General features: G+C 72.9%; 21 protein-coding genes and 1 pseudogene. 13 read left to right on the top strand and 9 right to left on the bottom strand.

Going from position 1 to position 26,206, the window contains the following annotated elements:
* Positions 1–330 precede the first annotated feature (330 nt).
* Both OG900_22130 and OG900_22125 read left to right on the top strand, forming a co-directional pair.
* A complete protein-coding gene (locus OG900_22130) occupies positions 331–783 on the top strand; it encodes a MarR family winged helix-turn-helix transcriptional regulator (GenBank protein WUH92534.1) in 453 nt (150 codons plus the stop codon).
* A gap of 15 nt (positions 784–798) precedes the next feature.
* The gene (locus OG900_22125; protein WUH92533.1) at positions 799–1,341 is read left to right on the top strand and encodes a GNAT family N-acetyltransferase; all 543 of its coding nucleotides are present in this window, start codon (positions 799–801) and stop codon (positions 1,339–1,341) included.
* A gap of 55 nt (positions 1,342–1,396) precedes the next feature.
* Here OG900_22125 and OG900_22120 read toward each other — a convergent pair whose 3' ends face one another.
* Entirely contained in the window at positions 1,397–3,025 is a 1,629-nt protein-coding gene (locus tag OG900_22120; GenBank protein WUH92532.1) for an adenosine deaminase, read from the bottom strand.
* A gap of 259 nt (positions 3,026–3,284) precedes the next feature.
* Positions 3,285–4,469, bottom strand: coding sequence for a metallophosphoesterase (locus tag OG900_22115; GenBank protein WUH95872.1), 1,185 nt, complete (start codon positions 4,467–4,469; stop codon positions 3,285–3,287).
* Positions 4,470–4,912: 443 nt separating this feature from the next.
* Here OG900_22115 and OG900_22110 point away from each other — a divergent pair, with 443 nt between their 5' ends.
* Together OG900_22110 and OG900_22105 are read left to right on the top strand one after the other, a co-directional pair.
* On the top strand, positions 4,913–5,515 hold the full coding sequence (locus OG900_22110; protein ID WUH92531.1) for a snapalysin family zinc-dependent metalloprotease: 603 nt from the start codon (positions 4,913–4,915) through the stop codon (positions 5,513–5,515).
* Positions 5,516–5,687: 172 nt separating this feature from the next.
* Positions 5,688–7,100 carry a condensation domain-containing protein gene (locus OG900_22105; GenBank protein ID WUH92530.1) on the top strand — a complete coding sequence of 471 codons (1,413 nt, stop codon included), beginning with the start codon at positions 5,688–5,690 and terminating at the stop codon, positions 7,098–7,100.
* Between the two features lie 4 nt (positions 7,101–7,104).
* On the opposite strand, the gene OG900_22100 is transcribed toward OG900_22105, so the two are convergent.
* The gene (locus OG900_22100; GenBank protein ID WUH92529.1) at positions 7,105–7,251 is read right to left on the bottom strand and encodes a hypothetical protein; all 147 of its coding nucleotides are present in this window, start codon (positions 7,249–7,251) and stop codon (positions 7,105–7,107) included.
* A 255-nt stretch (positions 7,252–7,506) separates the two neighbouring features.
* On the opposite strand from OG900_22100, the gene OG900_22095 reads away from it, so the two are divergent.
* A complete protein-coding gene (locus OG900_22095; protein ID WUH92528.1) occupies positions 7,507–11,178 on the top strand; it encodes a hypothetical protein in 3,672 nt (1,223 codons plus the stop codon).
* 51 nt (positions 11,179–11,229) lie between these two features.
* On the opposite strand, the gene OG900_22090 is transcribed toward OG900_22095, so the two are convergent.
* On the bottom strand, positions 11,230–11,652 hold the full coding sequence (locus OG900_22090; protein ID WUH92527.1) for a hypothetical protein: 423 nt from the start codon (positions 11,650–11,652) through the stop codon (positions 11,230–11,232).
* Positions 11,653–11,664: 12 nt separating this feature from the next.
* On the opposite strand from OG900_22090, the gene OG900_22085 reads away from it, so the two are divergent.
* Positions 11,665–12,285, top strand: coding sequence for a hypothetical protein (locus OG900_22085; GenBank protein WUH92526.1), 621 nt, complete (start codon positions 11,665–11,667; stop codon positions 12,283–12,285).
* Between the two features lie 445 nt (positions 12,286–12,730).
* On the opposite strand, the gene OG900_22080 is transcribed toward OG900_22085, so the two are convergent.
* Positions 12,731–12,952, bottom strand: a complete 222-nt coding sequence (locus tag OG900_22080) for a hypothetical protein (protein ID WUH92525.1) — start codon at positions 12,950–12,952, stop codon at positions 12,731–12,733.
* Between the two features lie 528 nt (positions 12,953–13,480).
* Between OG900_22080 and OG900_22075 the strand changes: the two genes are divergently transcribed.
* From OG900_22075 to OG900_22050, 6 genes and pseudogenes are all read left to right on the top strand, one after another.
* Entirely contained in the window at positions 13,481–14,173 is a 693-nt protein-coding gene (locus OG900_22075) for a hypothetical protein (protein WUH92524.1), read from the top strand.
* A 6-nt stretch (positions 14,174–14,179) separates the two neighbouring features.
* On the top strand, positions 14,180–15,076 hold the full coding sequence (locus tag OG900_22070) for an SRPBCC family protein (GenBank protein WUH92523.1): 897 nt from the start codon (positions 14,180–14,182) through the stop codon (positions 15,074–15,076).
* Positions 15,077–15,168: 92 nt separating this feature from the next.
* Positions 15,169–15,726 (top strand): annotated as a pseudogene (locus tag OG900_22065) (hypothetical protein).
* A 488-nt stretch (positions 15,727–16,214) separates the two neighbouring features.
* Positions 16,215–17,042, top strand: a complete 828-nt coding sequence (locus OG900_22060) for a DUF1906 domain-containing protein (protein WUH92522.1) — start codon at positions 16,215–16,217, stop codon at positions 17,040–17,042.
* A gap of 88 nt (positions 17,043–17,130) precedes the next feature.
* The gene (locus OG900_22055; protein WUH92521.1) at positions 17,131–17,823 is read left to right on the top strand and encodes a DUF4291 domain-containing protein; all 693 of its coding nucleotides are present in this window, start codon (positions 17,131–17,133) and stop codon (positions 17,821–17,823) included.
* 74 nt (positions 17,824–17,897) lie between these two features.
* Positions 17,898–20,093 carry a hypothetical protein gene (locus OG900_22050; protein ID WUH92520.1) on the top strand — a complete coding sequence of 732 codons (2,196 nt, stop codon included), beginning with the start codon at positions 17,898–17,900 and terminating at the stop codon, positions 20,091–20,093.
* A 180-nt stretch (positions 20,094–20,273) separates the two neighbouring features.
* Here the strand turns inward: OG900_22050 and OG900_22045 are convergent, their stop codons facing one another.
* Together OG900_22045 and OG900_22040 are read right to left on the bottom strand one after the other, a co-directional pair.
* Complete coding sequence (locus tag OG900_22045; GenBank protein WUH92519.1) at positions 20,274–21,677, bottom strand: DUF4041 domain-containing protein; 1,404 nt, start codon at positions 21,675–21,677, stop codon at positions 20,274–20,276.
* 676 nt (positions 21,678–22,353) lie between these two features.
* On the bottom strand, positions 22,354–23,073 hold the full coding sequence (locus OG900_22040) for an alpha/beta hydrolase (protein WUH92518.1): 720 nt from the start codon (positions 23,071–23,073) through the stop codon (positions 22,354–22,356).
* Between the two features lie 415 nt (positions 23,074–23,488).
* Here OG900_22040 and OG900_22035 point away from each other — a divergent pair, with 415 nt between their 5' ends.
* Positions 23,489–23,644: a hypothetical protein gene (locus OG900_22035; GenBank protein WUH92517.1), complete on the top strand. Its 156-nt coding sequence runs from the start codon at positions 23,489–23,491 to the stop codon at positions 23,642–23,644.
* 72 nt (positions 23,645–23,716) lie between these two features.
* Here OG900_22035 and OG900_22030 read toward each other — a convergent pair whose 3' ends face one another.
* Positions 23,717–24,811 (bottom strand): MerR family transcriptional regulator, encoded by a 1,095-nt coding sequence (locus tag OG900_22030; protein WUH92516.1) that lies wholly within the window; start codon positions 24,809–24,811, stop codon positions 23,717–23,719.
* Positions 24,812–24,934: 123 nt separating this feature from the next.
* Positions 24,935–26,119: an FG-GAP-like repeat-containing protein gene (locus OG900_22025; protein WUH92515.1), complete on the bottom strand. Its 1,185-nt coding sequence runs from the start codon at positions 26,117–26,119 to the stop codon at positions 24,935–24,937.
* Positions 26,120–26,206 lie beyond the last annotated feature (87 nt).

Below are 26,206 nucleotides of genomic sequence, written 5' to 3'. Positions count from 1 at the left end.
CGCCGTCGAGGCCGAGCCGGTCCCGCGGCGACTCCTCGGCCCGGCCACCATGTGCCGCCGCTCCTCGACGGGCAGCACGATGATCCCGCTGTACGTGCCGAGCGGCGCGGCCGCCTCGCCCGCCGTGCTGCGCCGCGGCCTTCGACGCGGCAGCGCTCGGCGCCGCGCTCCTGAGCAGGGCGTACCACTCGGAGACCCACGGCACCGAGGCGTCCAGGCTGCCCCGGGCCGGCGCGTCGTCCCGGGCAGGGCCGCGCGCGGGTGAACCCCCTGAGCCAGCACAGCAACCATTCTGATCGTGAATAATTTGAGCGATGTAGCATGACGCCCGTGGATCAAGGCAAGGTGAATTCCAGCGTCGTATTCCGCCTCGGCGTGCTCGGGACGATCGCGGCCGATCTCTTCGCGGCCCGCATCGAGCCCCACGAACTCAAGCCCAAGCACGTCGGGTTGATGGTCCTGCTCGACGCCGGGAAGGCGTCGTCGCAACTGGAGGTCGCCGGTGTGATGGGCGTCGCGCCCAGCCTCGTCGTGGCCCTGGCCGACCACCTGGAGAAGCTCGGCGCGATCCAGCGGGTGCGGGACCCCGGCGACCGCCGCCGCCAGGTCCTGACCCTCACCGCACACGGCCGCCAACTCCTCGCGACCTGCGGCGACCTCGCCCACGCCGTCGACGCCGAATTCGCCGCGGAGCTGACGGCCGCGGAGCGGACCGCACTGGCCGGCCTGCTCGACCGGCTGGCCGGGCCGCACGGTCCGCCGACGGCCGCAGAGAACACCTGACCCGGGAGGTCCACCATGAACAGCGCAGCGTCACTCTTCCCCGACCGGATCGAGCTGGCGGGGGAAGGGCTCGTCCTGCGCGACTGGACGGAAGCGGACACGGGCGCGATGCCGGACCTGTTCGACCACCCCGACATCGCGTACTGGACGCCGATCGTCTCGCCCTTCGACGCGGCGGCCGCCCGCGCCCGGCTCGACCGGGCCAGGAAGCTGCGGGCGGAGGGCACGGCCGTGCTGCTCGCCATCACCGAGGACGGCGGCGAACCGCTCGGCGAGGTGATGCTGAAGCACGGCCCCGAGGGCACCGAGATCGGTTACGCGGTCGGCCCCGCCCACCGCGGCCGGGGCCTCGCGGTGCGGGCGGTGCGGGTGATGGCCGCGTACGCCTTCGAGCAGCTCGGCGCGGAGCAGGTGGTCCTGGAGCTGGAGGCCGAGAACACCGCGAGCGTGACCGTGGCCGCCAAGGCGGGCTTCGACCTCCTCGACCTCCCGCTGATCGAGGGCGAGGAGAAGGGCCGCCCCTACGCCCTCCAGACCTGGGGCCTGAACCGCCCCTGAGCCCCGCCTCCCGCCGGCCGCGCGTGCCGGCCGCCGGGAGACGGCGGCCGGGGCGCTACGGACGCGCCGCGTGCTGCTGCTCGAAGCGGGCGAAGGCGCCCTCCTCCTGCCACTCCAGGGACGCCTTCCGGCTCCCCGCCAGGAACCGCGCGCAGGGCCTGCCCGGCCGTGCGGCTCCGGGGCGTTCCTGGGCGCAGGGGCCGGCCACCGTGTAGCGGCCGCGGGCGGCCCACAGGCTGCGCCCCGGCAGGAAGGCGTACTCCAGGGAGGCCCGCGCCAGGTCCTTGAGCACCGGGTAGCCGAGGCCGTAGGTCCGGGAGGCGTACGCGTATTCGTGGCTGATGTCGATGCGCGAGACGCCGGGGTCGTCGGTGGCCAGCACCACGGGTACGCCGTAGGCGCGGTAGGTGTTGAAGGGGTGGTCGGCGCCCTTGACGCCGAGGATCTGCGCGTTGCTGGTGAAGGGCACCTCCACCGCGATGCCGCGTGCGGCCATGGTGCGGGCGAGCTGCTGCCAGTCGTCCTCGTGGACCAGGTCGACGCCGTGGCCGACGCGCTCGGCCTGGCCGGTCAGCACCGCCTCGCGGACGTGGAAGGTCAGGTCCTCGGGCTTGACCAGGCCGGGCACCAGTTCCCCTGCGTGCAGGGTGATGTGGGCCCGGGGGTAGACGCCGTGCAGATAGTCCAGCATGCGCATCTGCAGGCTGTAGTCGCGCAGCGAGCTGTCCCAGTCCTCGGGCTGCACGAGGTTCACCGCGACGAAGCGGGGGTCGCGCTCGGCCAGCCGCATGCCGAGCGCCAGCTGCGTGAAGACCCGCTCGGGCGCGGTGCCGCGGGAGGCCTGCGAGATCCAGCGGACGGTGACGCGGCAGCCCGGCGCCGCGGCCGCGGTGCCGCAGTGCTCGGCGTCGCGGAATTCCCTGTCGCCCGCGTCCGCCTCGTCCCGTGCGGTCGCCACGAGCTTGTCCAGCTTGCCGCCGGCGACCAGCTTGCTGTGCATCCGGGCGAAGTCGGCGTCGTAGCCGACCTCCTGGGCGAGCGCCCTGGCGGCGTCGGAGGCCGGGGTGATCATGGTCTCCAGATACGACTGGTTCTGCCGCGCGACGGAGTCGGCGACGTCGGCGAGCAGCTTGCCCCGGTTTCGCCAGGTCACCTCGCCGAACTTCCCGAAGGCGTCGAAGAAGTGGTCGTGCCCCGACTCGCCGGCCGGGAAGTCCTGCATGGACCAGGCGCGCAGGATCGCGTCACGGAAGGCGGTGTCCGTACGGGCCTCGGTGGCCGGCCGGGTGCCCGCGCCGCACGGCGGTGGCAGCGCGGTGAGCGACGAGGTGTCGACGCACAGGCCGTCCTCCCCGGCGAGCTGGATCAGAAACTCGGTCGACGCAGCACCGGACAGGTGGTTGTGCAGGTCGCCGCCCTTGGGCAGCGCCCGGAAGAAGGCGTCCAGCGCGGCAGGCCGCTGCTGGATCGCGGCCAGGTACGCCGCGGTGCGCCGCTCGGCGGGAGTGGCCGGCCGGGCTACGGGGGGAGCCGGCCGGGCGGTCGGGGAAGAGGCCGCGGAAGCGGGCGAGGCCGAGGCTGACGTGGCGGCCGCGGCGGGCAGCAGGGACAGCAGCGCGAGACAGCCGACGCCGGGCAGCAGGCCGCGGCGGAGGAGGAGGGTCTGACGGAGTTGGAGGATCACGCCTCATGATCACCAGCCCCCTCTCCCGTATCCCCCGCACCGGGCGGAGAGCCACCCGAGTCCACTCTCCCGCGTGAACGCCGAGCCGGGTTCGGGCGGCCCGAGGACGGCGATCGGCGCCGGCCGCCCGCGGAGCCGGACCGGACGGACGACCGGTGGCCGCGCGCCGCGGGCCGTGGGTCAGGACGACCCTCCGTCGTGCGGCGCACCGCGTCCGGCGCCGCGCTCCGATCCGCCGCGGACGGCGGGGCCGCAGCCCTCAGGCGCCGGCCCCGGGGGCGTCCGCGCGGCCGGCGAGGGGCTGCCCGGCGCCCGAGCGGAGGGTGAGCAGGGTGATCTCGCTCGGTGCGAAGACCCGGAAGGGCGGGCCCCAGAAGCCGGTGCCGCGGCTGGTGTAGAGCTGTGTCCGGCCGCCGTGCCGGCTCAGGCCGTGGACCACGGGCTGGTCGATCCTGACGAGGAAGTTGAACGGCCAGATCTGGCCGCCGTGGGTGTGCCCGGAGACCTGGAGGTCGATGTCGGCGGCCGCGGCCTGCGAGACGTACTTGGGCTGGTGGGCGACGAGCAGGACCGGGCGGTCCGGGTCCGCGCCCGCCAGCGCGCCGATCAGGTTGGCGCGGTGCCCTGCCAGGCCGGAGGACTCGGCGGTCACGTCGTCCACCCCGGCGAGTACGAGCTGGTCGCCGCCGCGCTCCACCACGACGTGGCGGTTGTGCAGCGGCTCCCAGCCCAGCTCGGCCATGCGGTCGAGCCAGCCCTGGGCCTCGCCGAAGTATTCGTGGTTGCCGGTGACGTAGACCTTCGCCAGCCGCGAGCGGATCGCCCCGAGCGGCGCGGACTGCTCCCGGCGCTGGACGGGGGTGCCGTCGGCGATGTCGCCCGCGTGGACCACGACGTCCGCGTCGAGCGCGTTGACCGCCTCGGTGACCCGCGCCGACCAGCCGGCCCGGTCGATCGGCCCGTAGTGGGTGTCGGCCAGGACGACGACGCGGGTCCCGTCCAGGCCGCCGCCGAGCCGGGGGACGTGCACGTCCACCCGCTTCACGCGGGGCACGCGCATGGCCTCGTGATGTCCCCAGGCCAGCAGGACGGCCGAGATGGCGGCGACGGCCGCGGCGACGGTCCTGGCCCGGTCGGCGCCGCCGACACCGAGCCCGATCAGCACGAGGTGCGCCAGGCCGCCGAGCACCGACCAGGTGAACAGCACCCAGACCATCCCGAGGCTGGTGTCCGCCACGCGGGCCGCCCGGTCGGCCCGCCGCCGCCCGTGGCCCGCGGCCATCAGGAAGGGGAAGGACACCAGCCAGACGGCGAAGACGACGGTGCCGGCCAGGAAGACCGGCAGGGGCCAGTCCACGCCGGACCCGAACAGCGTCCACCAGGGCAGGGCGAACAGCAGCACGAGGACGAGGAAGACGACGGCCCCACCCAACCGCCGCCGCACCGCCCGCCGCGGCTTGGCGGCCCCGGCGGCGTTCGGGGCCCCGGCGGCGGCCTCGGTCTCGGTGGCGGTCTCGGTCTCGGCGGCGCCATTCGCAGTCCCGGACCCGGTCGCCGTCCCGGCCGCTGCCTCGGCGTTCGGCACCGGTGCCGTCGCAGGCACCGGCACCGGCTCGGCCGCCCTGACGTCCGACCCCGACCCCGACCCCGACCGGATGGATTCGCTGTCTGCCACCGCTCCGCCCCTCACGTCCGCTGCTCCCCCGTCGCTCCCATCATCCGCCATGTGGTGCCCTCCTCCTCGATCACCGGTCGAAACGGCCACCGCCGCCGAGGCGGATCCCCGCTCAACAGCTCTTCGCAGCGCGGTACTTGTGGAGCCCGCGCACGGCATGGTGCCCTTGTTGCTCACCGGCACAACTGATGCCAAGGAGGCGCACGAGTCTCATGATCAAGCGAATAGTCGCCGTGGCGGCGCTGATCCCCGCCATGCTGGGCACGACATCAGGTATCGCCTCCGCGCAAGCCGCGCAGTCCGCGCCGACGGCGAGTGCGGCGGCAGTGGTCACCCTGACCTACGACGCCAGCCGAGCGGGCCAGTGGGCGGGCGCGATCGCGCAGGGCGTGCAGAACTGGAACGCCGCGGTGCACAACGTGCACCTTCAGCCGGCAAGCTCGTCCAGCTCGGCGGACTTCGTCTACGTCGCGACCAGCGGGTGGCCCCAGACGACGCTGGGACCGATCTTCCCGGGCGGCCGGGGGCAGTCGCAACTGGGCCAGGAGGCGGTGGCCGAGGGCTACGACATGACCCGGATCATGGCGCACGAGACCGGCCACATCCTCGGGCTGCCCGACCACTACAGCGGCCCGTGCTCCGAGATCATGTCCGGCCACGGCCCCGGCACTTCGTGCCTCAACGCCAAGCCGAACGCGACCGAGGCGGCACGGGTCGACCGGAACTACGCGAACCGTACGTCCGCGGCCGTCCCGGCCCACCACCAGGTCGTGATCGACATCTGGTCCAACCCGGTCCCCGCCGGCTCGCGGTGACCGACCGGCGACCCCACGGGCCGAACTGACGGCCACTTACACGGATCGGTCATCCTTCCGGACCGGAAGAATGCATTTCTTACCACATATCCTCAGAGTCTTGTGGCGCCCGGACCGCTGTCTGAAGATGATGCCGGGCAGGGGAGCCTGGACTTCGAGGGGACTGCGGTCGATGGCTGAACCGGTTTCGAGGACGATCGTGGGCGGGGCGGAGATGACGGATCAGGTCGTCGTGCCGTTCGAGGGGCCAGGCGGCGGCGTCGGCGGGTTGACCTGGGGGCAGCGCAAGGTCTGGACGCTGATGGAGCAGGCCGGCACCTCGATGAGCATGGGCGGCGCCGTGCCCGTGGCCGACGGCAGGACGGTCCGGGACCTCGCGTCGGAGCTGCGGTTCTTCATGTGCCGCCACGCCTCGATGCGGGCCCGGATCCGGCCCGGCGCGGACGGCGGCCCGGTCCAGGAGGTGGCGGGCTCGGGCACGGCCGCGCTGGGGATCGTCGACGTCGAAGACGGCGGCGACCCGGACCTGATCGCCCGGGACCTGGCCGACCGGTGGGAGGCGACGCCGTTCGACCACGCCGAGGAGTGGCCGATCCGGATGGCCGCGGTGCGCTGCCGCGGCACGGTCACCCATGTGGTCGTGACGATCTCGCACATCGCCACCGACGGCAGCGGAATCGCCGTCATGCTCGGTGAGTTGGGCGAGCGCGACCCCGTCACCGGCGAGGCGAAGAACCCGGCGTCGGCGCTGGGGCCGCTGGAGCTCGCGGCCTTGCAGCGCACACCGTCCGCCCGGCGGCAGAACGACTTCTCGCTGCGCCACTGGGAGCGGCTGCTGCGCTCGGCCGGGCCCCGGCGGTTCGGCCCGCACGTGGACCGGGGCGAACCGCGCTACCGGCGGGGGACCTTCACCTCACGCGCCCTGCACCTGGCGTCGAAGGCGGTGGCGGCCCGGGTCGGCAGCTCGACGTCCTCGGTGCTGCTGGCCGCTTACGCGGTGGCCGTGGCACGGCTGACCGGCATCACCCCGGCGCTGATCCAGGTGGTGGTCGGCAACCGCTTCCGGCCGGGCCTGGCCGACGTGTCCCATCCGCTCTCCGTGAACGGCCTTCTGACGGTCGACGTCGCCGGCGCCTCCTTCGACGAGGCGGTGGACCGCACGCGGCGGGCCTCCGCGCTCTGCTCGAAGTACGCCTACTACGACCCGGCCCAACTGGAGGAGCTGCGCGCCCGGATCGACCGGGAGCGCGGCGAAGTGGTGGAGACCTCCTGCCTGTTCAACGACCGCAGGTTCGGCATCGGCATCGAGCCGCCCGGCCCCGAGGTGCCGGCCCGGGACGCACTCGAAGCCCTGCGGGGGCAAAGCGCCCTGCAATGGGGCGAGCCCTTCCCGCGGTATCTCGACAAGCTGATGATCCAGGTCGGCACCGCCCTGGACACGGTCGAGCTGGAATTCCACGTGGACACCCACCACGTCTCCGCCGACGAAGTCGCCGCCCTCATGCGGGACATGGAGGCGATCGTCGTGGGCGCGGCCTTCGACCCCGACGTGCCGACCGGCGTGCGGCCGGCGCCCGCGGCCTGACGGCTCACACCGCGCGGTCCACGCGCTCGCGCTGCTCGGCGGTCGGCTCCAGCGACACCCCCGCGATCGCCTCGTCCAGTCGCCCGACCGTGCTGACGCCGACGACCGGCGCGGCGGCCGGCTTCCCGCCGGCCGGCCACGCCGGCACCACGCGGTCGCGGTCGGTGCCGGTCCCGGCCGCGGTCGCGTCCGGCGCCGCGAGCCTTCGGTCGGTGCCCGGGTGGCCGTATTCCGCCGCCGGCGGCTTGTCCGCGCGGGTGTAACCGCCGCTCAGCAGGGGGCCGCGCGACGTGCTGCCCCCACCTCGCTGACCGCCGTGACAGAGGTGCTCGATAGGCTTCGCGGGCCCTGAGTGGCCCCCGTGGCTGTCACGGGGGGCGGGGCTGTGTCTCCAGGGGGGGACCGCATGTCTCACGTGCCGACCGCCGGCCTGCGCCGGAAAAACCGCCGAAGAAGATCGGGCACCGCCGCCTTCACGGTCGTGGTCACCAGCCTCGCCGCCGCACTGCTCGGATGGGCCGGGCCCACCCAGGCCACCGCACGGCCGGGGGCTGCCGAGCCCGCCACCAGTGCCGTGTCCGCCGCGGCGCACACAGCCGCGGCCGCGCCGGCCACGCAGCAGAGGCCCGCGCCCGCCAAGCCGGGCGCCACCGCTCAGAAGCCGCCGCAGAAGTCTCTCCGGAAGCCGCTCCGGAAGCCGCAGAAGCCCGCCGCCCTCTCCGCGGCCAAGGTGAAGGCGCTGCGTGCCACGGCCGCGACCCGTGCCGCCGCCTCGGCTCCCGCGAAGGACATCCAGGCGACGAGCTGCGGCGGTCCGCTGGCGCTCGACACCGTGCGGGTCTGCGCGTCGATCGCGGACGGCGCCAGCGACACGTACACCGTCACGACCGCCGCGGCCGGCGACGTACTGACCGTCCAGCTCGCCTCGACCGGCGACGGCTTCATCGACGGGGTGCTCACCGGCCCCGACGGCACCGACCAGCTGTGCTCCCCGTCGTCGGGGCCCACGGCCTGCCCGACGGGTCCGGCCGGCACCTACACGCTGGTGGTCACCGCCGTGTTCGCCCCCGGCAGCTACACCCTCGCGGTGTCCTCGCTGAAGTCCTCGCCCTGCACCGCGCTCGCCGCGTCCGACCTGGCCTTCGACAGCGCGCCGCTGACCGGTTCGCTCGCCGCCGGCGCCGCCTCGTCCTGCTACGCGCTCGGCGACGGCGCCGGCAGCGGCGACCTGCTGCGGCTGGGCAGCCTGCCCTACGAGCTCCAGGGCACGGTCTACGACGCGAACGGTACCGAGGTCTGCGGCCTCGACCGGTACGTCTCCACCTGCGCCCTGACGGGCGACGCCCCCTACCGGATGCTGCTGCGGGACATCCTCGCGCAGGCCGTCACCTACAGCGTGGCGGTGAACCGGCTGTCGCACCCGTCGGGTTGCGCGGCGCTCGCCCCCGCGCCCTTCGGCGACCCGGGTTCCGCGGTGGTGTCGGGCACGGTGCCGCTCGGCGGTGCGGCCTGCCGCACCGTGGCGCTGCCGGCCGGGCCCGTGCTGGTCTCCCTGCACGGCGACGAGTCCACCAGCACCAGCGCGTCCTGGTCGCTGCTCACCGCACAGGGCACCCAGGTCTGCGGCGACACCCGCAACGCGACCTGCACCACCCTGCCGGGAGCCGGCACCTACACCCTGCTGCTGGGGAACACCTCGACCTTCGACGCCACCCCCTACGTGCTCTCCCTCGTCCCGCTGACCGCCACGAGCGGCTGCGCGGCCACCGCCGGCACGGCCTACGACCTGCCGCTGCTGCACCGCACCCTCGGCTCCCCTGTCCAGACGGACTGCCAGCCGTTCACGGGGACGGCCGGCGACCGTATCGACCTCACCGCGACCACCGACTCCTACGGCGACGTCACCACCACGATCGTCGACCCCTCGGGCGCCCCGAGCTGCTCGACCGACAGCGGCGACGGTTCCGAGCAGGACGGCTGCGTCCTGACCGGCAGCGGCCCCTACCGGGCGATCACCCGCAGCGGGTCCGGCTACACCGGCACCTACACCCTGCGGGTCGCCAGGCTGTCCGACCCGGCGGGCTGCACGCCGCTCGCGCCCCAGGCGTACGGCACCGCACCGGCGGGCTCGCCCGACCCCTGCTGGCTGCTCCAGGTGCCCGCGGCCGGCACGTACGACGTGGGCGGCACGGGCGTCTACCACCAGGACGGCACGCGGTTCTGCCGCAAGGGCGCCGCCTCCTGCACCTTCCCCGCGGCCGGCACGTACGCCATGGTCTTCCGGCCGGACTACCTCGACGACACCGCGTTCTCACCGGTCTTCATGTCCCCCACGCAGACCGCGGGGTGCGTGGCCGGGTCCGACACGGGCTTCGGGAGCGGCCCGGTCAGCGTGGACCTGACCGCGGCGGGCCGGCGCGACTGCCTGACGCTGCCGACCGCGTCCGGCAACGGGCTCTACCTGGCGGCGACTTCCTCCGACGGCGGGTGGGACCCGGTCGAAACGGTCTACGACGCCAAGGGGGTGAGCCAGTGCGAGAACGAATACCGCTTCGCCGTCTGCAAGCTGACCGGCACCGCCCCCTTCCGTGTCGTGCTGACGGCGCCCCACCCCGGTGTCTACGGGTTGGTCGTCCAGCGCACCGGTGACGCCGCGGGCTGCGCCGCCTGGCCGCAGTCGCCCTTCGGCGGCTCCACCGGTACGCAGGTCGAGCTGACCGCCGACCGGCAGACCGCCTGCCTGGCCCTTCCCGCGAGCGGCCACGCCACGGCGGAGATGTTCGACTACACCAACACCGCGAACCGGGTCAACGCGTCCGTCAGGGTCTACGACGCCGCGGGCGACCAGGTGTGCTCGACCGTCGGCAGCTCCACGACGACCTGCCGGTTCACCGCGGGCACCGGCTACACGGCCGTCCTCGTCGGCACGAGCGGCGCCGACACCTACCACCTGGTCCGCCGCGACGTGTCGGCCACGGCCGCCTGCGCCGCCCCCTCGACGCTGACCGTCGGCGGCCAGTCCACCGGCTACACCTTCACCTCCGCCCTCGACTCCCGCTGCCTGCGCGTCGAGGCCGCCGCCACGGACAAGCTGTGGCTGGCGGCGAGGACCCCGGACGCCGCGACCGGCGGCACCGTGCTGCTCGTCGTCGACGCCACGGGCGAGATCGTGTGCTGGCAGCAGGGCGCCTCCTGCCGGGTGAGCGGCTCCGCGTCCTACGTGGTCGCCGTCCTCGCCTCCGGCTACGCGGGCACGCCGATCCCCGCCCACGTGGACACCTGGCGGGTGGGCACCGCGTCCGGCTGGGTGCCGCAGTGCACGGACAACTCCCTCTCCCCCGACGGCTTCGCACCGCGCGGCGGGAGCCTGACCGAGACCGCCACAGCCTTCTGCGGGGTGATGCAGGTCAAGCCGCGGCAGGCCTTCGACGTCTACATGACGGACAGCGACGCCGCGGGCACCCCGGCGCTGGGCCTCTACAGCGGCGCCGGCTGGAACGGCACCGGCTACGACTACGCCTACCAGTGCGTCGGCAACGGGGCCGGCTCCCACTACGGCTGCCAGATCAGCGGCAGCGCCGCCGCGACCCAGGTGGTCTTCCTCCTCAGCCCCGGCAACACGAGTCCGCCCGTGCAGTACACGATGCAGGGCGTGTGCAGCTCCCAGTGCACGACACCGCGCAAGGCCGCCGACGTGACCTCGGTCGCGCCCGCCTCCGGGCCGACCGGCGCGGACAACCAGGTGGTGGTCCACGGCAGCAACCTGACGCTCGGCACCGAGGTGGCGCTGGCACACGACGGGCAGCGGGCCAGCGACTACCTGATGGCGGCCCCCGTCTCCGTCAGCGCCGACGGCACCGCACTGACCGTCCTGCTCAGCACGCGGGACGTGGCGCCGGGCACCTACGACGTCGTCCTCGACAGCACCGGCTACACCGCGGGCACCCGCTCCACCGGCTACCTGCCGGGCGGCTACACGGTGACCGCGGCACTGTCCAAGGGGGGCGGGCCCGCCCCCCTCACCACCGAACCCGCCTGGCTGGCCGCCTTCCTGCACAACCGGCCGCACCCGGCCTGACGGCGCGCGCATGATCGAAGGCCCCGACCGCGGCTGCGGTCGGGGCCTTCGTCAGCCGAGCCGCCAGGTCAGCACGGCCGTCACCAGGAGGACGACGACCGCGGACAGCCAGACCGCGGGAGGCGCCGGGCGCGCGGAGGTCGTGCGCTCGGACGTCCGGCCCTCGGGCCCGGGTGGCGCCCACTGCTTTCCGCCCGGTGACAGCAGCGCGTCCGCGAAAGCCCCGGCGGTCTGCGGGCGGTCGTCGGGATCGACGGCCAACGCGGCGCGGAGAAGTGCCTCGATGCCGTCCGGGACCGCCAACTCCCCTGGCAGCGCGGGCGGCGAGGACGTCGCCGCCTGCTCCGGCGTCAGGATGGCCCGCCCGGCCGAGCCGAACGGCTTGCGGCCGGTGAGCAGTTCGTACGCCACGGCACCCAGGGCGTAGACATCGGCCCTGCCCGCTCGATGCGGCGGCGCGCGGAAGACAGCCACGTCGCCATCGGCATGCACCCCGCCACTGCCAGCGAGGGCGCCGGCTCGCAGGGCCACCCGGCCGCGGCACCGGCCGCCGCACCGGTCACCACACGTGCCGCGGCTCTCGCGCAGCCCGGCCTCGGCTCCGACGACCTCGTCCAGAGCGACGACTTCTTCCAGCAGGGCCTGTCCCCGGTCGGCGCGACCGTGGACCTGACCGGGGCGCAGGGCCTCTCGGCCTGCTCCGGCGAGGCGACGATCCGTACGCTGACCAAGGGGAAGGCCGCCGCCTTCGCCGATGTGACCTGGGCCTTCGACACCAGCGACACCCGGCTGGCCGAGTCCGCCGCCGAGGGCTCCACCAACACGGCGGCCGCCTCCTACGAGAAGCAGCTCAACGCGGTGGTGCGCGACTGCCAGGACGAGCCCGAGGGCCACTGGTACTACGGCCAGGGCCACGCGATCAGCGTCACGGGCGGCAAGGGCACGTGGTATCCGACCTTCAACGGCGACGGCAGCGTCGCGGGCGGCGTCGCGGTCATCCGCGGCGGCCACGACGTCGCCATCGTCGAACTCACCGGCCAGCCCAGTGACGACCCCACTTACGTGGCAGACATCACAGCCGCCGCCCTGAACCGGCTCGCGTCTTGACGCGGGCAGCCCGCCGCGCCGGGTCCGCGAGGTAGGTCGGCTCCCGCGGCCCCGTACAGACACACGACCGCCTGCCGTGCCTCGCCGCCGTCCGCCGCTCGGTCACCCCCGCGTGGCGGGGTTCCGAGCGAGCGGCGTCGGGCTGGACGAGGCACGGACCGAGGCGGCCGCACTCCTCACCGGAGCGCCGTGGACAGCCATGGCCACCGCACGGGCGGCTTAGGCGAGCCCCTGTGCGTCCTCGAGCAGGCCGGACTCGTCTTCCTCGAAGTCCGGGGCCCGGAAAAGATCCGCCGTCGGAGGCGGCGAGGACGAAGCGGAACGGTGGGGTTGCTCTTCCAGTGCGGAGAAAAGCGAGGTCACATCGATGGGAGGTCCGACTTTCTTCGTAGGTCCCCGAAGGGTCCTGGTGGTGTGCCGTGGCCGGGGAGAGCGGTCGCGGTTCCTAGAGCTTGTACATCTTGGTGTAAGGGCTCAGGATCCGCATCCGCGCCGAGCCGAAGTCCACGAGCGCCGCGACGCCCTCTTCGGTCTCGGTGACCCGGCCGAGGCCGTAGATGTCGTGGGCGACCTGGTCGCCCGCGGCGAAGTGCTTGGTAGGCGGCGCGACCGGGGCATTGAAGGGACTGGTGGGCAGATGGCGCTTCTGTGCAGCTGGCTTTGTCATTGCTCCTAGTGTGCGCCTGCCGCAGCCCCTTCGCTGCGGCTGTCGCCATCGAATGCTCGGCGCAGCCCGAATGGCAGCGACAGCTTTGCGGAAGAAGCGGGAGAAATCGGTGACGCGGGCCGTCACCCGTCCGGCTGGGACGGCTGTCGGACGGAGCGGCCCGCGCGCCATCCGCCTCGCGCGGCGGCCGCGGGGAGCCGGCCGCCGGTGCCGGCCGCCGGTCGCAGGTCGCAGGTCGCAGGTCGCCGGGACCGGGAGCGGGAGCGACGAGGCGTGGCCGCCTCTCCCAGATGCGGATCCGCGGAAGAGGACCAGACTTGCAGGTAGGGCGGCGGAGCTGCTGCTCCGACGCGGTCCCCGGGGAAGGCAGGCGAACTGCGTCCGGCGGCGGGGACGGGTGAGTGCTGCCCGCGAACGCGCCGGCCCGGGGCGACGGCCCGCAAGGCCCGCGGGGGCTTCCTCCGCGGCGGGGACTCTTTCCGAGCACCTTTCGGAGCACCCGATTCGACAGTGAGAAGGCGAAGCGTGATGGGCGAACCGAGGAACCTCGGCCTGGCGGCGGCCGTGGCCGGAGGTTACGTGCTCGGCCGCGGCAAGAAAGGGCAGCTGGCGCTCACCGCCGCGGCACTGCTGGCCGGCAAGGGCCTGCGGCCGGGCGGACTGGTGGCAGGCGGCCTGCGCAAGATGCCGGGCGTACCGGCGGCCCTCAAGGGCGGCGACGCGGACGAGCAGGGCGAAGGCGACGCGGAGGCCGACAGCGGCAGCGGCCATGACGGGGACGGCCGCCACGGCGCCCTGAGCCGGGCCGCCCGCGGCGCGGCCTCCTCGGTGACGAGCCGCGGCATCACGGCGCTCACCGACGCCATCCAGAAGCGCACCCTCGCGCTGGGCGACGCACCCGCCGACGACGAGGACGAAGAGGACGGGTCCGAGGACGCCGGGGACGCCGAGGACGCCGAGGACGCCGACGAGGACGAGGACGAGGACGACGCGGACGAGGACGAGCCGCCGGAGCCGCCCGAGCCGAAGCGGGTCGCCAAGAAGGCCGCGCCGACCGCCAAGGCCAAGCCCAAGAAGCGCGCGGCTGGCGCGAAGCCCACACCCAAGAAGCCGACGGCCAAGGGACCGGCCGCGAAGAAGCCGTCGCCCGCGCAGAAGACGACGGCGAAGAAGAGCCGGCCCGCCAAGAAGACGACGCCGCGTGCCCGCAAGGAGAGGTGACCGCTGATGGCGACCGACCAGAAGACCAAGGAAGCCGACCCGGGCCCGATGCAGCTGCTCAAGCACGAACTCGGGCAGTACCTCAGCGCCCGAGCGAAGCATGTCGCCCGCAAGGCCGGGAGCCGGCTGACCGAGGCGGCCGACAAGTTCATCGACGTCGACGAGGACAGCGGCACCGTGCCGAAGGTCGGCAAGCGCGTCCTGCACGGTGAGTCGCCGGCCAAGGCGATCGCCGCCGAGAAGGGCGAGGAGATCAAGAGCGGCGTCACCGGCAAGATCAAGGACGCCGTCTCCGGCGGCAGTTCGGGCGGCGACGACGACACGTCGGAGGACACCAAGGCCACGACCATCATCGAGACGATCGACGTCGGGGTGCCGCTGCGTACCGCGTACGACCACTGGACCGAGTACGAGAACTTCAGCGGCTTCACCAAGGGCGTCCGGCAGGCCGAGCGCGGCGACGAGGCGACCAGCGAGTGGACGGTCAAGATCGGCCCGTCGACCAGGAAATGGAAGGCGACCGTCCAGGAGCAGCTCCCTGACGACCGCATCGTCTGGACGTCCGAGGGCGCCCTGGGCAGCACGCAGGGCGCCGTCAGCTTCCACGAGATCACCCCGACGCTCACCCGGATCATCCTCGTCCTCGTCTACCACCCGGCCGGCATCGTGGAGAAGACCGGCAACCTCTGGCGTGCCCAAGGCCGCCGCGCCCGGCTGGACTTCAAACACTTCCAGCGGTACGTGACCTTCGCCGAGGAGGAGGCCGAGGGCTGGCGCGGCGAGATCCGCGACGGCGAGGTCGTACAGACCCACGAGGAGGCCATGGAAGCGGAGGAGGCCGAGGAGGAAGAGGACGACGACGAAGAAGAGTACGAGGACGACGAAGAGGAAGAGGCCGGCTGACCGTGGACGACGGTGACGCGCAAGCGGACGAAGAGACGTACGAAGTGTCCGAGGACGAGATGGAGTTGCCGCGGGAGGCGCGCAAGCCGAAGGGCGAGCCGGACGTCCTGCTCGACGTCCCGGACCTGCACGTCGACGAGATCGACCTCGAAGTCGAGGATCTCCAGGCCCGGGTGGCGCTCCACGCGGAAGTGCTCGACCTGCTGAAGCTCGACGTCGGCGTGAACGTCGCCCTGGGCCGCGTCGAACTCGACATCAAGGGCGTCCAGGCACAGGCCCTGCTCAAGGTGCGCCTCGACAATGTGGCCGAGATCATCGGCGCCGTCCTGCGCACCATCGACCACAACCCGCAGATCCTCGAACAGATCACCCGCCCGGTGGGCGAGGCGGTCCAGTCGGTCGCCGACGGCACCGGCCGCGCGGTCGGCGAACTGGGCGAGGGCGCGGGCCAGGCCGTCGAGGAGGTCGGCTCGGGCGCCGGCGAAGCCGTGGAGAAGGTCGGCTCAGGCGCGGGAGAAGCCGTGCAGGAGGTCGGCCAGGGCGCGGGCGAGGCGGTCGAAGAGGTCGGCTCAGGCGCGGGCGAAGCCACCGAGAAGGTCGGCTCGGGCGCGGGCGAAGCCACCAAGAAGGTCGGCTCGGGCGCGGGCGAAGCCACCGAGAAGGTCGGCTCAGGCGCGGGCGAAGCCACCGAGAAGGTCGGCCAGGGCGCGGGCGAGGCCGCACAGGACGTGGCCGGCACCGCGAACGACGCCGCCGATGACATCACCGCGACCGCGACGACGACCACCGGGGACGCGGCGGAAACGGCCGGGAAGGCCACCGGCGAGGCCGCCGAATCCGCGGAGGAGGCACCGGGGGAAGCCGAGCCCGCCGAGACCGAAGCCGAGGACGAAGCCCCGCAGGACCGGCAGGAACGCGCGCCCGAAACCGCGGGCTCCTCGCGCGGGCGACCCCGCCGCCACGGCCGCCGCCACAGCACCGCCGCGGCCCGCCGCCACCGGTCACGCTGACCGTGATAGCGCCGCCCGCGGGCGGCGCTCGGCGCGTCGGCCGGGTGCTCTACGATCAGGCCTTCGGCGTAGCCGAGTTACGGGGGAAGGGCAGCGGCCGAGGGCCGCAGAAGAATGAGGGTGGGGGCTTGTCCAAGCACCGTTTGTCCAAGAAGGGGCGGTACATCGCCTGGGCCACCGCGGGGGCAGCGGTGGTGGCCGGGGGTGTCGTCCTCGCGCAGTCGTCGATGGCCGCGACCACTTGGCCGGCGCAGAAGACCTTCACGGGTCGCGCATTCGACGCCTGCACGGCTCCTTCGCAGGCCGCGATGAAGGCGTGGAAGGCGGACGGCTACTACAGCGGGGCGGCCGTCTACATCGGCGGCAGGAACCGGGGTTGCGCGCAGCCCAACCTCACCGCGTCGTGGGTGAAGACGGTCAACACCGCGGGGTGGAAGCTCATCCCGATCTACGTCGGCGCCCAACCGCCGTGCCAGACGGGCTCCAGCCCGGAGAAGATCACCCCCGCCACCGCCACCGCGCTCGGCGCGAGCGACGGCAAGGACGCGGTCGCCAAGGCCGCGGCGCTGGGCATGAAGGCTGGCTCGCCGATCTACCTCGACATGGAGTCGTACACGGTCACGAACACGTCGTGCAACAACGCCGTTCTGGCGTACGTGCGTTCCTTCACCAAGACGCTGCGCGCCAAGACCTACCGCGCCGGCTACTACGGCTTCAGCACCTCCAGCGCCAAGGCGATCGCCACGGCGGCCGACAAGACCGACCTGCCCGGCAACCTCTGGTACGCGCTGTACGACGGCAAGGCCAGCACCACGACGGACTGGCCCTGGGACCCCAAGCTGTTCACCGGCCACAGCCGAGGCCACCAGTACACCGTCAACAGCAAGGAGACCCGCAAGGGTTACACCATCACGGTGGACCGGGACGCCTGGGACGGCCCGGTGGCCGCCATCTGATCCACCTTCCCCGCCCCTGGGCCGGCCCGTCGACCTCTCCGGAGGAAACCTGCTGGCCCGGGGCGGCATCGGTTGCGAGCATGTACGGGTGTCCGTCCCCTCGCGCGAGATACGCGCCCTCTACGACTCCGAGACGATCACCGTCTACCAGGCGTATTCCCCGGCGGTCGCCGAACCGGCCGCCGCCGGCGGGCGTTTCTCCGCCGGGTACAGCCGCGACCGGATGACGTGGATCAAGCCCTCTTTCCTCTGGATGATGTACCGCAGCTCCTGGGGTACCGCCGTGGGCCAGGAGCGGGTGCTGGCCATCCGCATCCGCCGGGACGGCTTCGAATGGGCCCTCGCCCACAGCGCGTTGTCGAGCTACGACAGCCACGTCCACGCCTCCCGGGACGCCTGGAAGCGCGACATGCGCCACAGCCCCGTGCGCGTCCAATGGGACCCGGAGCGTGACCTGGACCTGCGCCCGACGCCGCCCCGCTCCCTGCAAGTCGGCCTGCGCGCCGAGGCGTCCCACCGCTACGCCGACGAGTGGACCGTGGGCATCGACGACGTCACCGAACTGGCCCACGAGATCCACGAACTGACCCGCACAGGCTCCCGCACGCAGGCCGCCCACCTGCTCCCGACCGAACGCCCGTACCCGCTCCCCGGCCCCCTCGTATCACGCATCGCCGCATCACCCGCGGCTGCCCAGGGGCCCGAGGACGCGCCTCCGGGACCCCGCGTTGGCCGCCCGCCTGGACGAGTGGTCCGCCGTGTGACGGAGGGGGGCCGCTGACTTGCCCGCGGCGCCCTCGCCAAGGCGGGCGAAATCCCCGTGCGCGGCCAGTTGCGTACTGCGAGCATTGCCGCGTGGTCCAGGATCTCGAACGCATGGTCGTACGGCACACCCTCCGCATTCCCGCGCCGCCTGCCGGGGCATCTGTCGCGGGCCAAGGCGATACCGCGGTGAGGCAGTTCGACGCCGCGCTGATGTCGGCCGGCTTCACGCTCTCGGCCGACGCGCGGCGCCGTCTCGCGGGGCTGGAGCCCGCGGCGGTCACCGGCGCCGCGACACGGACGCTGGCGGCCGTGAAGGAAATGGTCGGCGACCACGTACAGCACAACGCCTACTTCGTCGACTTCCCCGCCAACGTCCCCGACACCCAGGAGTTCTGGTGGTCCTGCATCGCCGAGGCCCTCGCCGACGAGGCGGTGCGGCAGCGTACGGTCGAGCAGCTCAGCAGCGGGGTGGTCGATCTGCTGACGCTGCCGGCGTACGGCAGATACCAGCACTCGTACGAGGACATGCTGGCCGTGCACGGCGAGTTGGTCGCGGCGGCAGGTGACCGGGTGACCGTGCTGCATCTCGGCGGGGCCCTGGAGGACGAGGTGCGGGCGCTGTATCTGGCGCTGGCGGGCAGCAGCACCCCGCTCGGCGGGGAAGGGCTCCGCGACCTGGCGGTGCTGGCCGAGCACTGCGTGGCCGGGGCGCAGCCGGAGCGCATTCCGGTACGGGAGAACCGCGCCGAGATCAACCGGGCGCGGCTCGCCGCGAACGCGAGCCTGCTGCTCGACACGGTGACCGATGTACTGCGGCTGGCGTGCACGCTGTCCGGCGGTGACGCCGGCCTGGTGGAGCCGACGCGCTTCCTGGCGCTGCGCCGGCCGGTGCGGCGGGCGCTGCTGGCCGGACTTGACGCGGTGGTCGCCGCCGACCCGGCGAAGCTGGCCGATGTGGGCGCGCATCGCGAGGAGTTCAAGCGGCTCGGCGAACGGCTGCACCCGCACGAGTACCCGCAGTGGCCCGGCGCCGCCTCGGTGTTCGCCGTCGCGCGGGGCGAGTTGCGCGCCCGGTCGTTCGACAGCCGCGTCGAGGAACTGCTCGCCGCGGGTGATGTGGTGGGCGCGGCAGACGTGCTGGCCGCGGCGCCGGGGCGGCTGCTGCGCGCGCTGGACCGGCTGCTGCGGTCCTGCGGCACGCGGCAGGAGCGGGAAGCGGTGGCGGCCGCGGCCGAGCAGGCTGCCGCGGGGGCCTCGGGCCGCGTGCTGCTCGCGGTGCGCGAACACCTCCTCGGGCGTGCGGGTCCGCCCGCCCGTGAACAGTCCGGCACGCGCGTCTTCGTCAACCGCCGCGGAGCCGGCTGGGTCGCGCCCGACACCCGCGGACCCGTACCCGAGGTCGAGCGGCAGCGCGTCGCGGACGCCCTGGACACCGAGATCGCGCGGCGGCTGCCGCGTCCCGCACGGCTGCTGATCGACCCGGCCATGCTGGACGTGGCACTTCCGCTCAGCGGCAGGGCGGCGGCGGGCGGCTTCGGCACGCTGCCGCGCGGCTCGGTCTCCCCGGTCGAAGGGGACCTGCTGCGGTTCTTCGTGCACTGGAGGCAGGCCAAGGAGACGACGGACTTCGACCTGTCCGCGCAACTGCTCGACGCCGGCTACCGGACGGCGGCGTGGCTGTCGTACACCCAACTCAGACAGTACGAGGGCGAGCACTCCGGCGACATCACCGAAGCCCCGGAAGGCGCGGCGGAATTCATCAACCTGCGGCTCGCGTCGGTGCGCAGCACCTTCATCGTCCCGCAGGTGCACATCTACTCCGGTGAGGGCTTCGAGGAGGTCGAGGAGTCCTTCTTCGGCTTCATGCTGCGTGAACGGGAGCAGCAGGGGCGGCCGTTCGAGCCCCGCACCGTGCGGATGAAGTCGGAACTTCGCGGCCCCGGCCGGGTCGCGCTCCCGCTGGCCTTCCAGCGCGGGCGGGACGGCACCTGGCAGGCGAAGTGGCTGCACCTCTACCTGCGGGGCATGCCGTCGGGCAACCGCGTCGAGGGCCACCGTGTGACGGTGTCGTCGCTGCTGCGCAGCGTGGTCGAGCGCGAGTACCTGACGGTGCGCTGGCTCACCGACCTGATGACCGCGGACCCGGGCACGGTGAGCACCCTCTGGGACGGCGGCAGCCTGCCGACCGACCCGGTCACGTACATCGGCATGGAGCGCCCGGAGGGCCTGCACCCGGACTCGGTGGTCATCACCCCGCGGAATCTGCGAGCGCTGATCCCGGAGTAGGTGCTAGCGTTCCCGAACGGCGAGGCTATGAACGGGCTTCCTTCTCACACACTCTGACGTCAGCCCCTTCGCTCTCCTCGCCCCGGCTCGACCCTTTCGGACGGTTCCGGCCGGCCGACGACGGCAGCTCCGCCGGCGCCGCGCCGCGGGGAGCGGCGAGGCGCCGGCCACTACGAGTGCCTATGCACGGGGCGATGTGGCGCTGCTGGCCCGCCACTCCAGCGCCTCGGGTTCCTCGGTGAACTCCACCAAGTGCTGGCCGGCGTAGCGTTGCAGGGCGTCCCGCACGTCGCCGGGGGTGACGTAGAAGAACTCCTTGCGGCCGTTGACGCGGTTGACCCTGCGTGCGGCGAATGTCTGGTGGAGTTGCGCTTCGAGGCCGACGGCGTCCTTGCTGAAGATCAGCGCGTGGACGTCGAATCGGAAGGGCACAGCAGCGCCGCTGAGTTCCTGTACGCGTTCGAGGGGTTCGAGCCGACGGGTCAGGCCGATCTTGACCATCCGGTCGCCGAAGGCGCCGACATTGGAGATGACGTACACGTAGCCGGTCCGGATGTTGGCGGCCCTGCTCTCCACATCGCGCAACGCGCTCTCGATCTCGGCCAGTTTGGCCTCCATCTCGCTGACCGCCGCCAGGTCGCCCCGCTCCCGGAGACGCTGGAGTGCGGCCTCGTAGTGGCCCTGCTCCTTCCGCAGCTTCTCCCGCTCGCGATCCAGCTCGCGCTGCACCGCGGCCTCTTCCTTCTCGCGGGCCCGCAGTTCGCGCTGGGCTTCCTTCTCCTCGTCCTTCTTCTGCAGGAAGTCCGACGTCAGCTCCAGCTCCCGCACCCGGGCGCTGTGGTAGTTGTCGGAGATGCGGATGTGCATCGTCGCGCCGAGCTTCGCAATGGTCTCCCGGCTCTTGTGGAGACGGTCGACCAGCGAGTTCAGGCGGTGCGGCCGCATGCTCCGAACGGCGTAGTCGGCTTCGGCGTTGTAGGCGCGCAGCATGAGCTTGGAGAAGTCGCGGACCATCTTCTGGCCTTCGCGCTTGGAGCCGTTGACGGTCCAGTCCGTCGCACCGAGCACCGCCTGGTTGGTCTGCGCGAGGCTCTTGATCTCCGCCTGCAGGGAGTCGAGGCGGCTGCGGTAGGCGACAGCGTCGTGCAGCTGGTGCCGGTAGGCGTAGATCCCCACCTCCTGGAGCAGTGCCGTCTCGTCCGTGGTGACGATCCTGGCCTGCGTCGCGGCGAGGCGGGCCTGTGCCTCGTAGACCTCCCGGCGGTATTTCTCCGCGTCCTTCTGGAGCCGCTGGGTCTCCTTCGCCGTCTTGCGGGCGTCGTCCAGGACGTCCTTGGCGACATCGCGGGCGTCCTTGCGGATTCCCTCGGATTCCGCCTCGGCCTGCGACCGCAACGTCGCCGCCTCAGTGCGTACTTGGTGGATGAGTCCGGCCACCTGCTCCGCGTCCGCACCCTGCGTCCTGGCGATCCACGCACGTAACTCGGCGGCTTCGGAGGCCTCTTCTCGGCGCCGGCGGCCGAACAGCCCTCCACGCTGCGGTGGCAGGGACGTCGGCGTGGTGTTCTCCGGTCCGTCGTTCACCGAAGCCCCGACTGTCGATGCGCCGTTCGCGTGCCTCGCGGGTTCCGCCGCGTCCACGGCGGTCACGGCGGTGTCCGGAGTCGTACGAGCCCAGGAGGGCCCCGGCCTTCCAGGTCGAGTGAGCGCGGGGACCCAGAGCTGCCAGCCTGGCGGAGGAGGCGGCCAGGAGGGATCGGGCCGCCAGCTCGCCTCCGGGATCCACCCCTCAGCCGGAACCGGCCACCCCGGCGGCGGGTTGAAACGTTGCTCCATCGCAAGCCCCTCTGGCCTCACAGCGCGCTGACGTGCCTCTACTCGATGATTTCCGCGTGCCGATACACTCCGTGTCTCGGCGAACGCGGAACGGATGCGGAGGAAGCAGCTTGCCGGAGAACGGCAGGCGAAGGCCTGAAAAGTCCGGCTATTGTGACGCTGTCGTGATGGGCCGGTGGACCGCCTGCCGGGGCAAGAGGGCCCACGCGGCGCCCTATGCCCCCAGCTCGCGATCACGCCGGCCACCGGGCCGGCGGACCCGGTCGCGTCGGTCGTGTCGATGGGCGACGTCGTCCCCGCCGCGTACCCGCGTGGTCGGCGGGACCCGGCGCCGCAGCCGTGGAGGAGGGCCGGGAGTTGGCCTCGGTGGACCGCGGCCCGGCCGACCTCGGCTAGCGGCTGCCGCCGGGCTGGCGGCGCGGCCTCACTTCAGGTGGCGGCCGAAGAAGCGGTTGCCGTCCTCCGCCTCGAACCACGGGGTGCCGGTGTGGCCGCCCATGTTGGCGTGCAGCGTCTTCTGCTTGGTGCCGAAGGCGTCGAAGAGGTCCAGGGCGCGCTGCCGGGGGTTCCCCTCGTCGTCCCACTGCAGCAGGAAGAGCAGCGGGATGGTGACCCGCCGGGCCTCCTCGCGCTGGGCGCGGGGCACGTAGCCCCCGGCGAAGAAGCCGGCGGCCGCGATGCGCGGATCGACCGCCGCCAGGCGGATGCCGACGGCGGTCCAGCCCGAGTAGCCGACCGGGCCGTCGATCTCCGGCAGCGCGAGGAGGGCGTCCAGGGTGGTCCGCCAGTCCGGGACCGCCTTCTCGACCAGCGGGCCGACGAAGGACTCGAAGATGTCGTCGACCGGTTCGCCGGCCTGCACGGCCCGGCGCAGGTCGGCGCGGGCCTGCTGGTCGGCGGCGGAACGGGGCCGGTCACCGCACCCGGCGGCGTCGATGGTGGCCACCGCGTAGCCGTTCGCCGCGGACTGCCGGGCCCGGGCCACCAGCCGGGGTTCCCCCTTGGGCAGGCCGTTGTTGTGGGCCATCAGGATGAGCGGGGCGGGTGCGGATCCGGGCGTCCACAGGGTGCCGGGGATCTCGCCGAGGGTGAATTCGCGTTCGAGGACGCCGTCGTCGTGGCGCTGCTCGGAGGTGAACTGCATGGTCGTGCCTTTCGGGAGTGCGCTTGAACGGCGCTCCCGGACGACCTACCGCCCGACCGTGGCCCCGGGGGGGAGCACCCATGTCGATACTGCGTTCACGGGTACCACCTCCTCGTTCTCTCGCACGGCCTCCGGGAAGGTAGCAGTCGCCGCCGTGGTCCGCCAACAGGTTTTCGCGGCGGAGCCGGCGGATGCGGAGACCGGTGCCGCCGGCAGCGGGGCCGCGCGGTCCGTCCCGACCGGGCCTCGCTGACGGCAACGCGGTGGAGCAGGCCTCCGCGACGGGCGTCCGCCGGCGCCTCTCCGGCACCGCGACCGGCGAGGCGGACTGACGCGAAGGCCGCGTGAGAGCCGGCTCGTCCTCGACTGCTGTGAGCGGGGGCTCTGTCAGACCGCGATGGCAGAGTGCCTGGGCATGGAAACGGATGCCTTCTGGCACCTCATGGAGACCGCGCGCGCTCGCGCCACACAGTCCGGCACCGTCGACGAGGCGCTGGTCGATCTGCTGACCTCCGACACCGACGACATGGCGAAACTCTGCGGCCACCGCGTACGCCTGGTCTCCGTGTAGCTGCCGCGGCCGGGACGGCCGCACCCGTCGGTCGGGCGACGGGCAGGGACGGGTGCGGCGGGAGCCCGGTGGTCAGTTGTCCAGGCGGACCGGCATCAGGATCGAGAAGGTGTGGTCGGTGTCGGGGCGGCGGATCGCCACCGGGGCCGTAGGGGTGCCGAATTCCAGGATCAGCCGGTCGCTGGCTCCGGCGGTGAGGGCGTGGAGCAGGAAGTCGCGGTTGAGGGCGATCTGGCCCTGGTCGTCGTCGCCGTCCTCGCAGACGGCCACCGTGCCGTCGCCGGGCACCTTGAGGACGCTGAGAACGCAGGGCCCGGCGCCCTGTTCGGCTGACTCGCCGAGGCGGGTGGGGCCGGTCTCCACCGCCCTCCGGAAATCCGGGACGTCGACGAGGGCGCGGGTTCCCGCGGGCAGGTGGACGAGTCGGCGGTAGTCGGGGTATTCGTGGTCGAGGCACCGGCCGGACACCTCGCGTTCCCCGGTCTCCAGGGCCACGCGGTCGCCGTCCACGGAGATCCTGGCGGGACTGCCGTCGGTGAGCAGCGCCCGCATCGCGTCGGCGAGCGGGGAGGGCACGACGGCCTGCGCGCGCGGGCCGCCGTGGCCGCTGGTGACGGTCCGGGCGACAGCCATCCGGTAGCGGTCGGTGGCCGCGACATGGAGGGTGTCGCCCTCGAAGTCGAACAGAACACCGCCGAGCACGGGCAGTTCCGGGTCGGTGCTGGCGGCGAATCGGACTGCGTCCAGCGCGGCGGCCAGTTCGGGCCCCGCAACAGCCGCACGGGCGGACGGGGTTCGGGTCGGGGTCATGGGATTCTCCCTGCGTTCGAGTTGCGCTCGGACCGTGGAGAAGTCGGCGCGGGCATCGCCCAACCCCCGTTCGAGACGGTGCAGATGCGCCTGGAAGAGCTTCCGCACCAGGTCGGTGTCCGCACTGGACCAGCCGGCCAGCACCAGCCGGATGTCCGCGAGCGGCATACCGGTCCGGCGCAGCCGGGCCAGCAACCGCGCCTCTTCGAGCTGCTCGGGGCCGTACCAGCGGTAGCCGCTCAGCGGATCCACCCAGGCGGGGACGAGCACGCCCGCGCCGTCGTAGAAGCGCAGGGCGCTCGCGTTGAGGCCGCTGTCCCGGGCCATCTCGCCGATGCTGAGCATCTCGTTCTCCACACCCGGGACTCTCGGCCCTCCACCATGTCGAGGGTCAACACGGCGGTTTGTTCCCACCCCGGCCGGAGCGGGACCGTACGCGCCGACGGCCCCCGCTGCGGGCACGGGGGCCGTCGTGGCAGGTCAGAAGCCGCCGCTGTTCAAGCCCCACCAGTCGGCGTTGTTCCGCTCGCCGGCGCGCAGACCGCCCGTACCGACGCCCCGGTATTGGACCAGCCAGTCGCCGCTCGTGGCGAGGAGGTCGGCGCGGCCGTCGGCCGACCAGTCGCCGACACCGATGAGAGAGCTCATGGCGTTCCAGCCGCCGGTGCCGATCAGCTTGCGTGGCGCGACGGACCCGGTCCTGCCGGGGTAGAGCCACAGCTTGCCGGTGGACGCCTCACGGGCGACCAGGTCGGGGTGGCCGTCACCGTTCATGTCACCGGCGCCGACCAGGGTGTTCATGGCGTTCCAGCCGCCGATACCGATCAGCTTGCGCGCGCCGAGCCCGCCGGCGCTCGTGCCGGGGTAGAGCCACAGCTTGCCGGTGGACTTCTCCACGGCGACAAGGTCGGACCGGCCGTCCCCGGAGAGGTCGCCGAAGGCGGTGATCTTGGTCATGCCGTTCCAGCCGCCGACGCCGATCAGCTTGCGCGCGCCGAACCCGCCGGTGCCGGTGCCGGGGTAGAGCCACAGCTTGCCCGTGGACGCCTCACGGGCGAGTACGTCCTCGCGCCCGTCGCGGCTGAAGTCACCGTGCCGGGTCAGGGCGCTCATCGCGTTCCAGCCGCCGGAGCCGACCAGCCGGCCGGTGCCGTCACCGGGCAGGAACCACAGGCGCCCGACGGGATCGCGGACCAGGAGGTCCGACCTCCGGTCGGCGTTCATGTCGCCGAAGCCGGACAGCTCGGGCGCGGGCTCCGCGTACCAGTAGGGGTAGGCGGGGCCCTCGCACTCCCGCACCGTGCGCACGAACTTCAGCGAGCTGTAGTACGGGTTCATGCTCGTGGCCCAGGGCTCGCGCGGCTGGTAGGTGCTGTAGCCGTGCGCGAGACCGTAGTTCGCGTCGTCGTAGAGGCAGGCGAGCGATGACGAGCGGTTGATGACCGTGGTGAACTTGTTGTTCCAGGTGCCCAGCGTCGCCTTGTTCGTGTTCGTCTTGAACATCGTGCCTGTGCCGTTGCCGGTCTTCCAGGCGCAGAAGTACCCCGAGGGGCAGTCGCTGATCGCGGCTTGTGCGGGCGCGGCGCCCGCGGCCACCAGGCCGAGCGTGGAAAGCCCCAGTGCGACGGCCGCAGAAGCCGCGCGCCGCAGCAGTGTCGTGCGCATTCGTTCCTCCCCTGTCGCGGCACGCACAGGCTCTCCCCACGTGCCGCAAAGAGGACCGTATCCGCGCACCGCCTCGTCGCGCCATCG

The sequence above is a fragment of the Streptomyces sp. NBC_00433 genome (assembly GCA_036015235.1).
Lineage (GTDB): Bacteria > Actinomycetota > Actinomycetes > Streptomycetales > Streptomycetaceae > Actinacidiphila.
The sequence above is the reverse complement of the archived record's forward strand: the minus strand, read 5'-3'. Positions and strand labels throughout refer to the sequence as shown.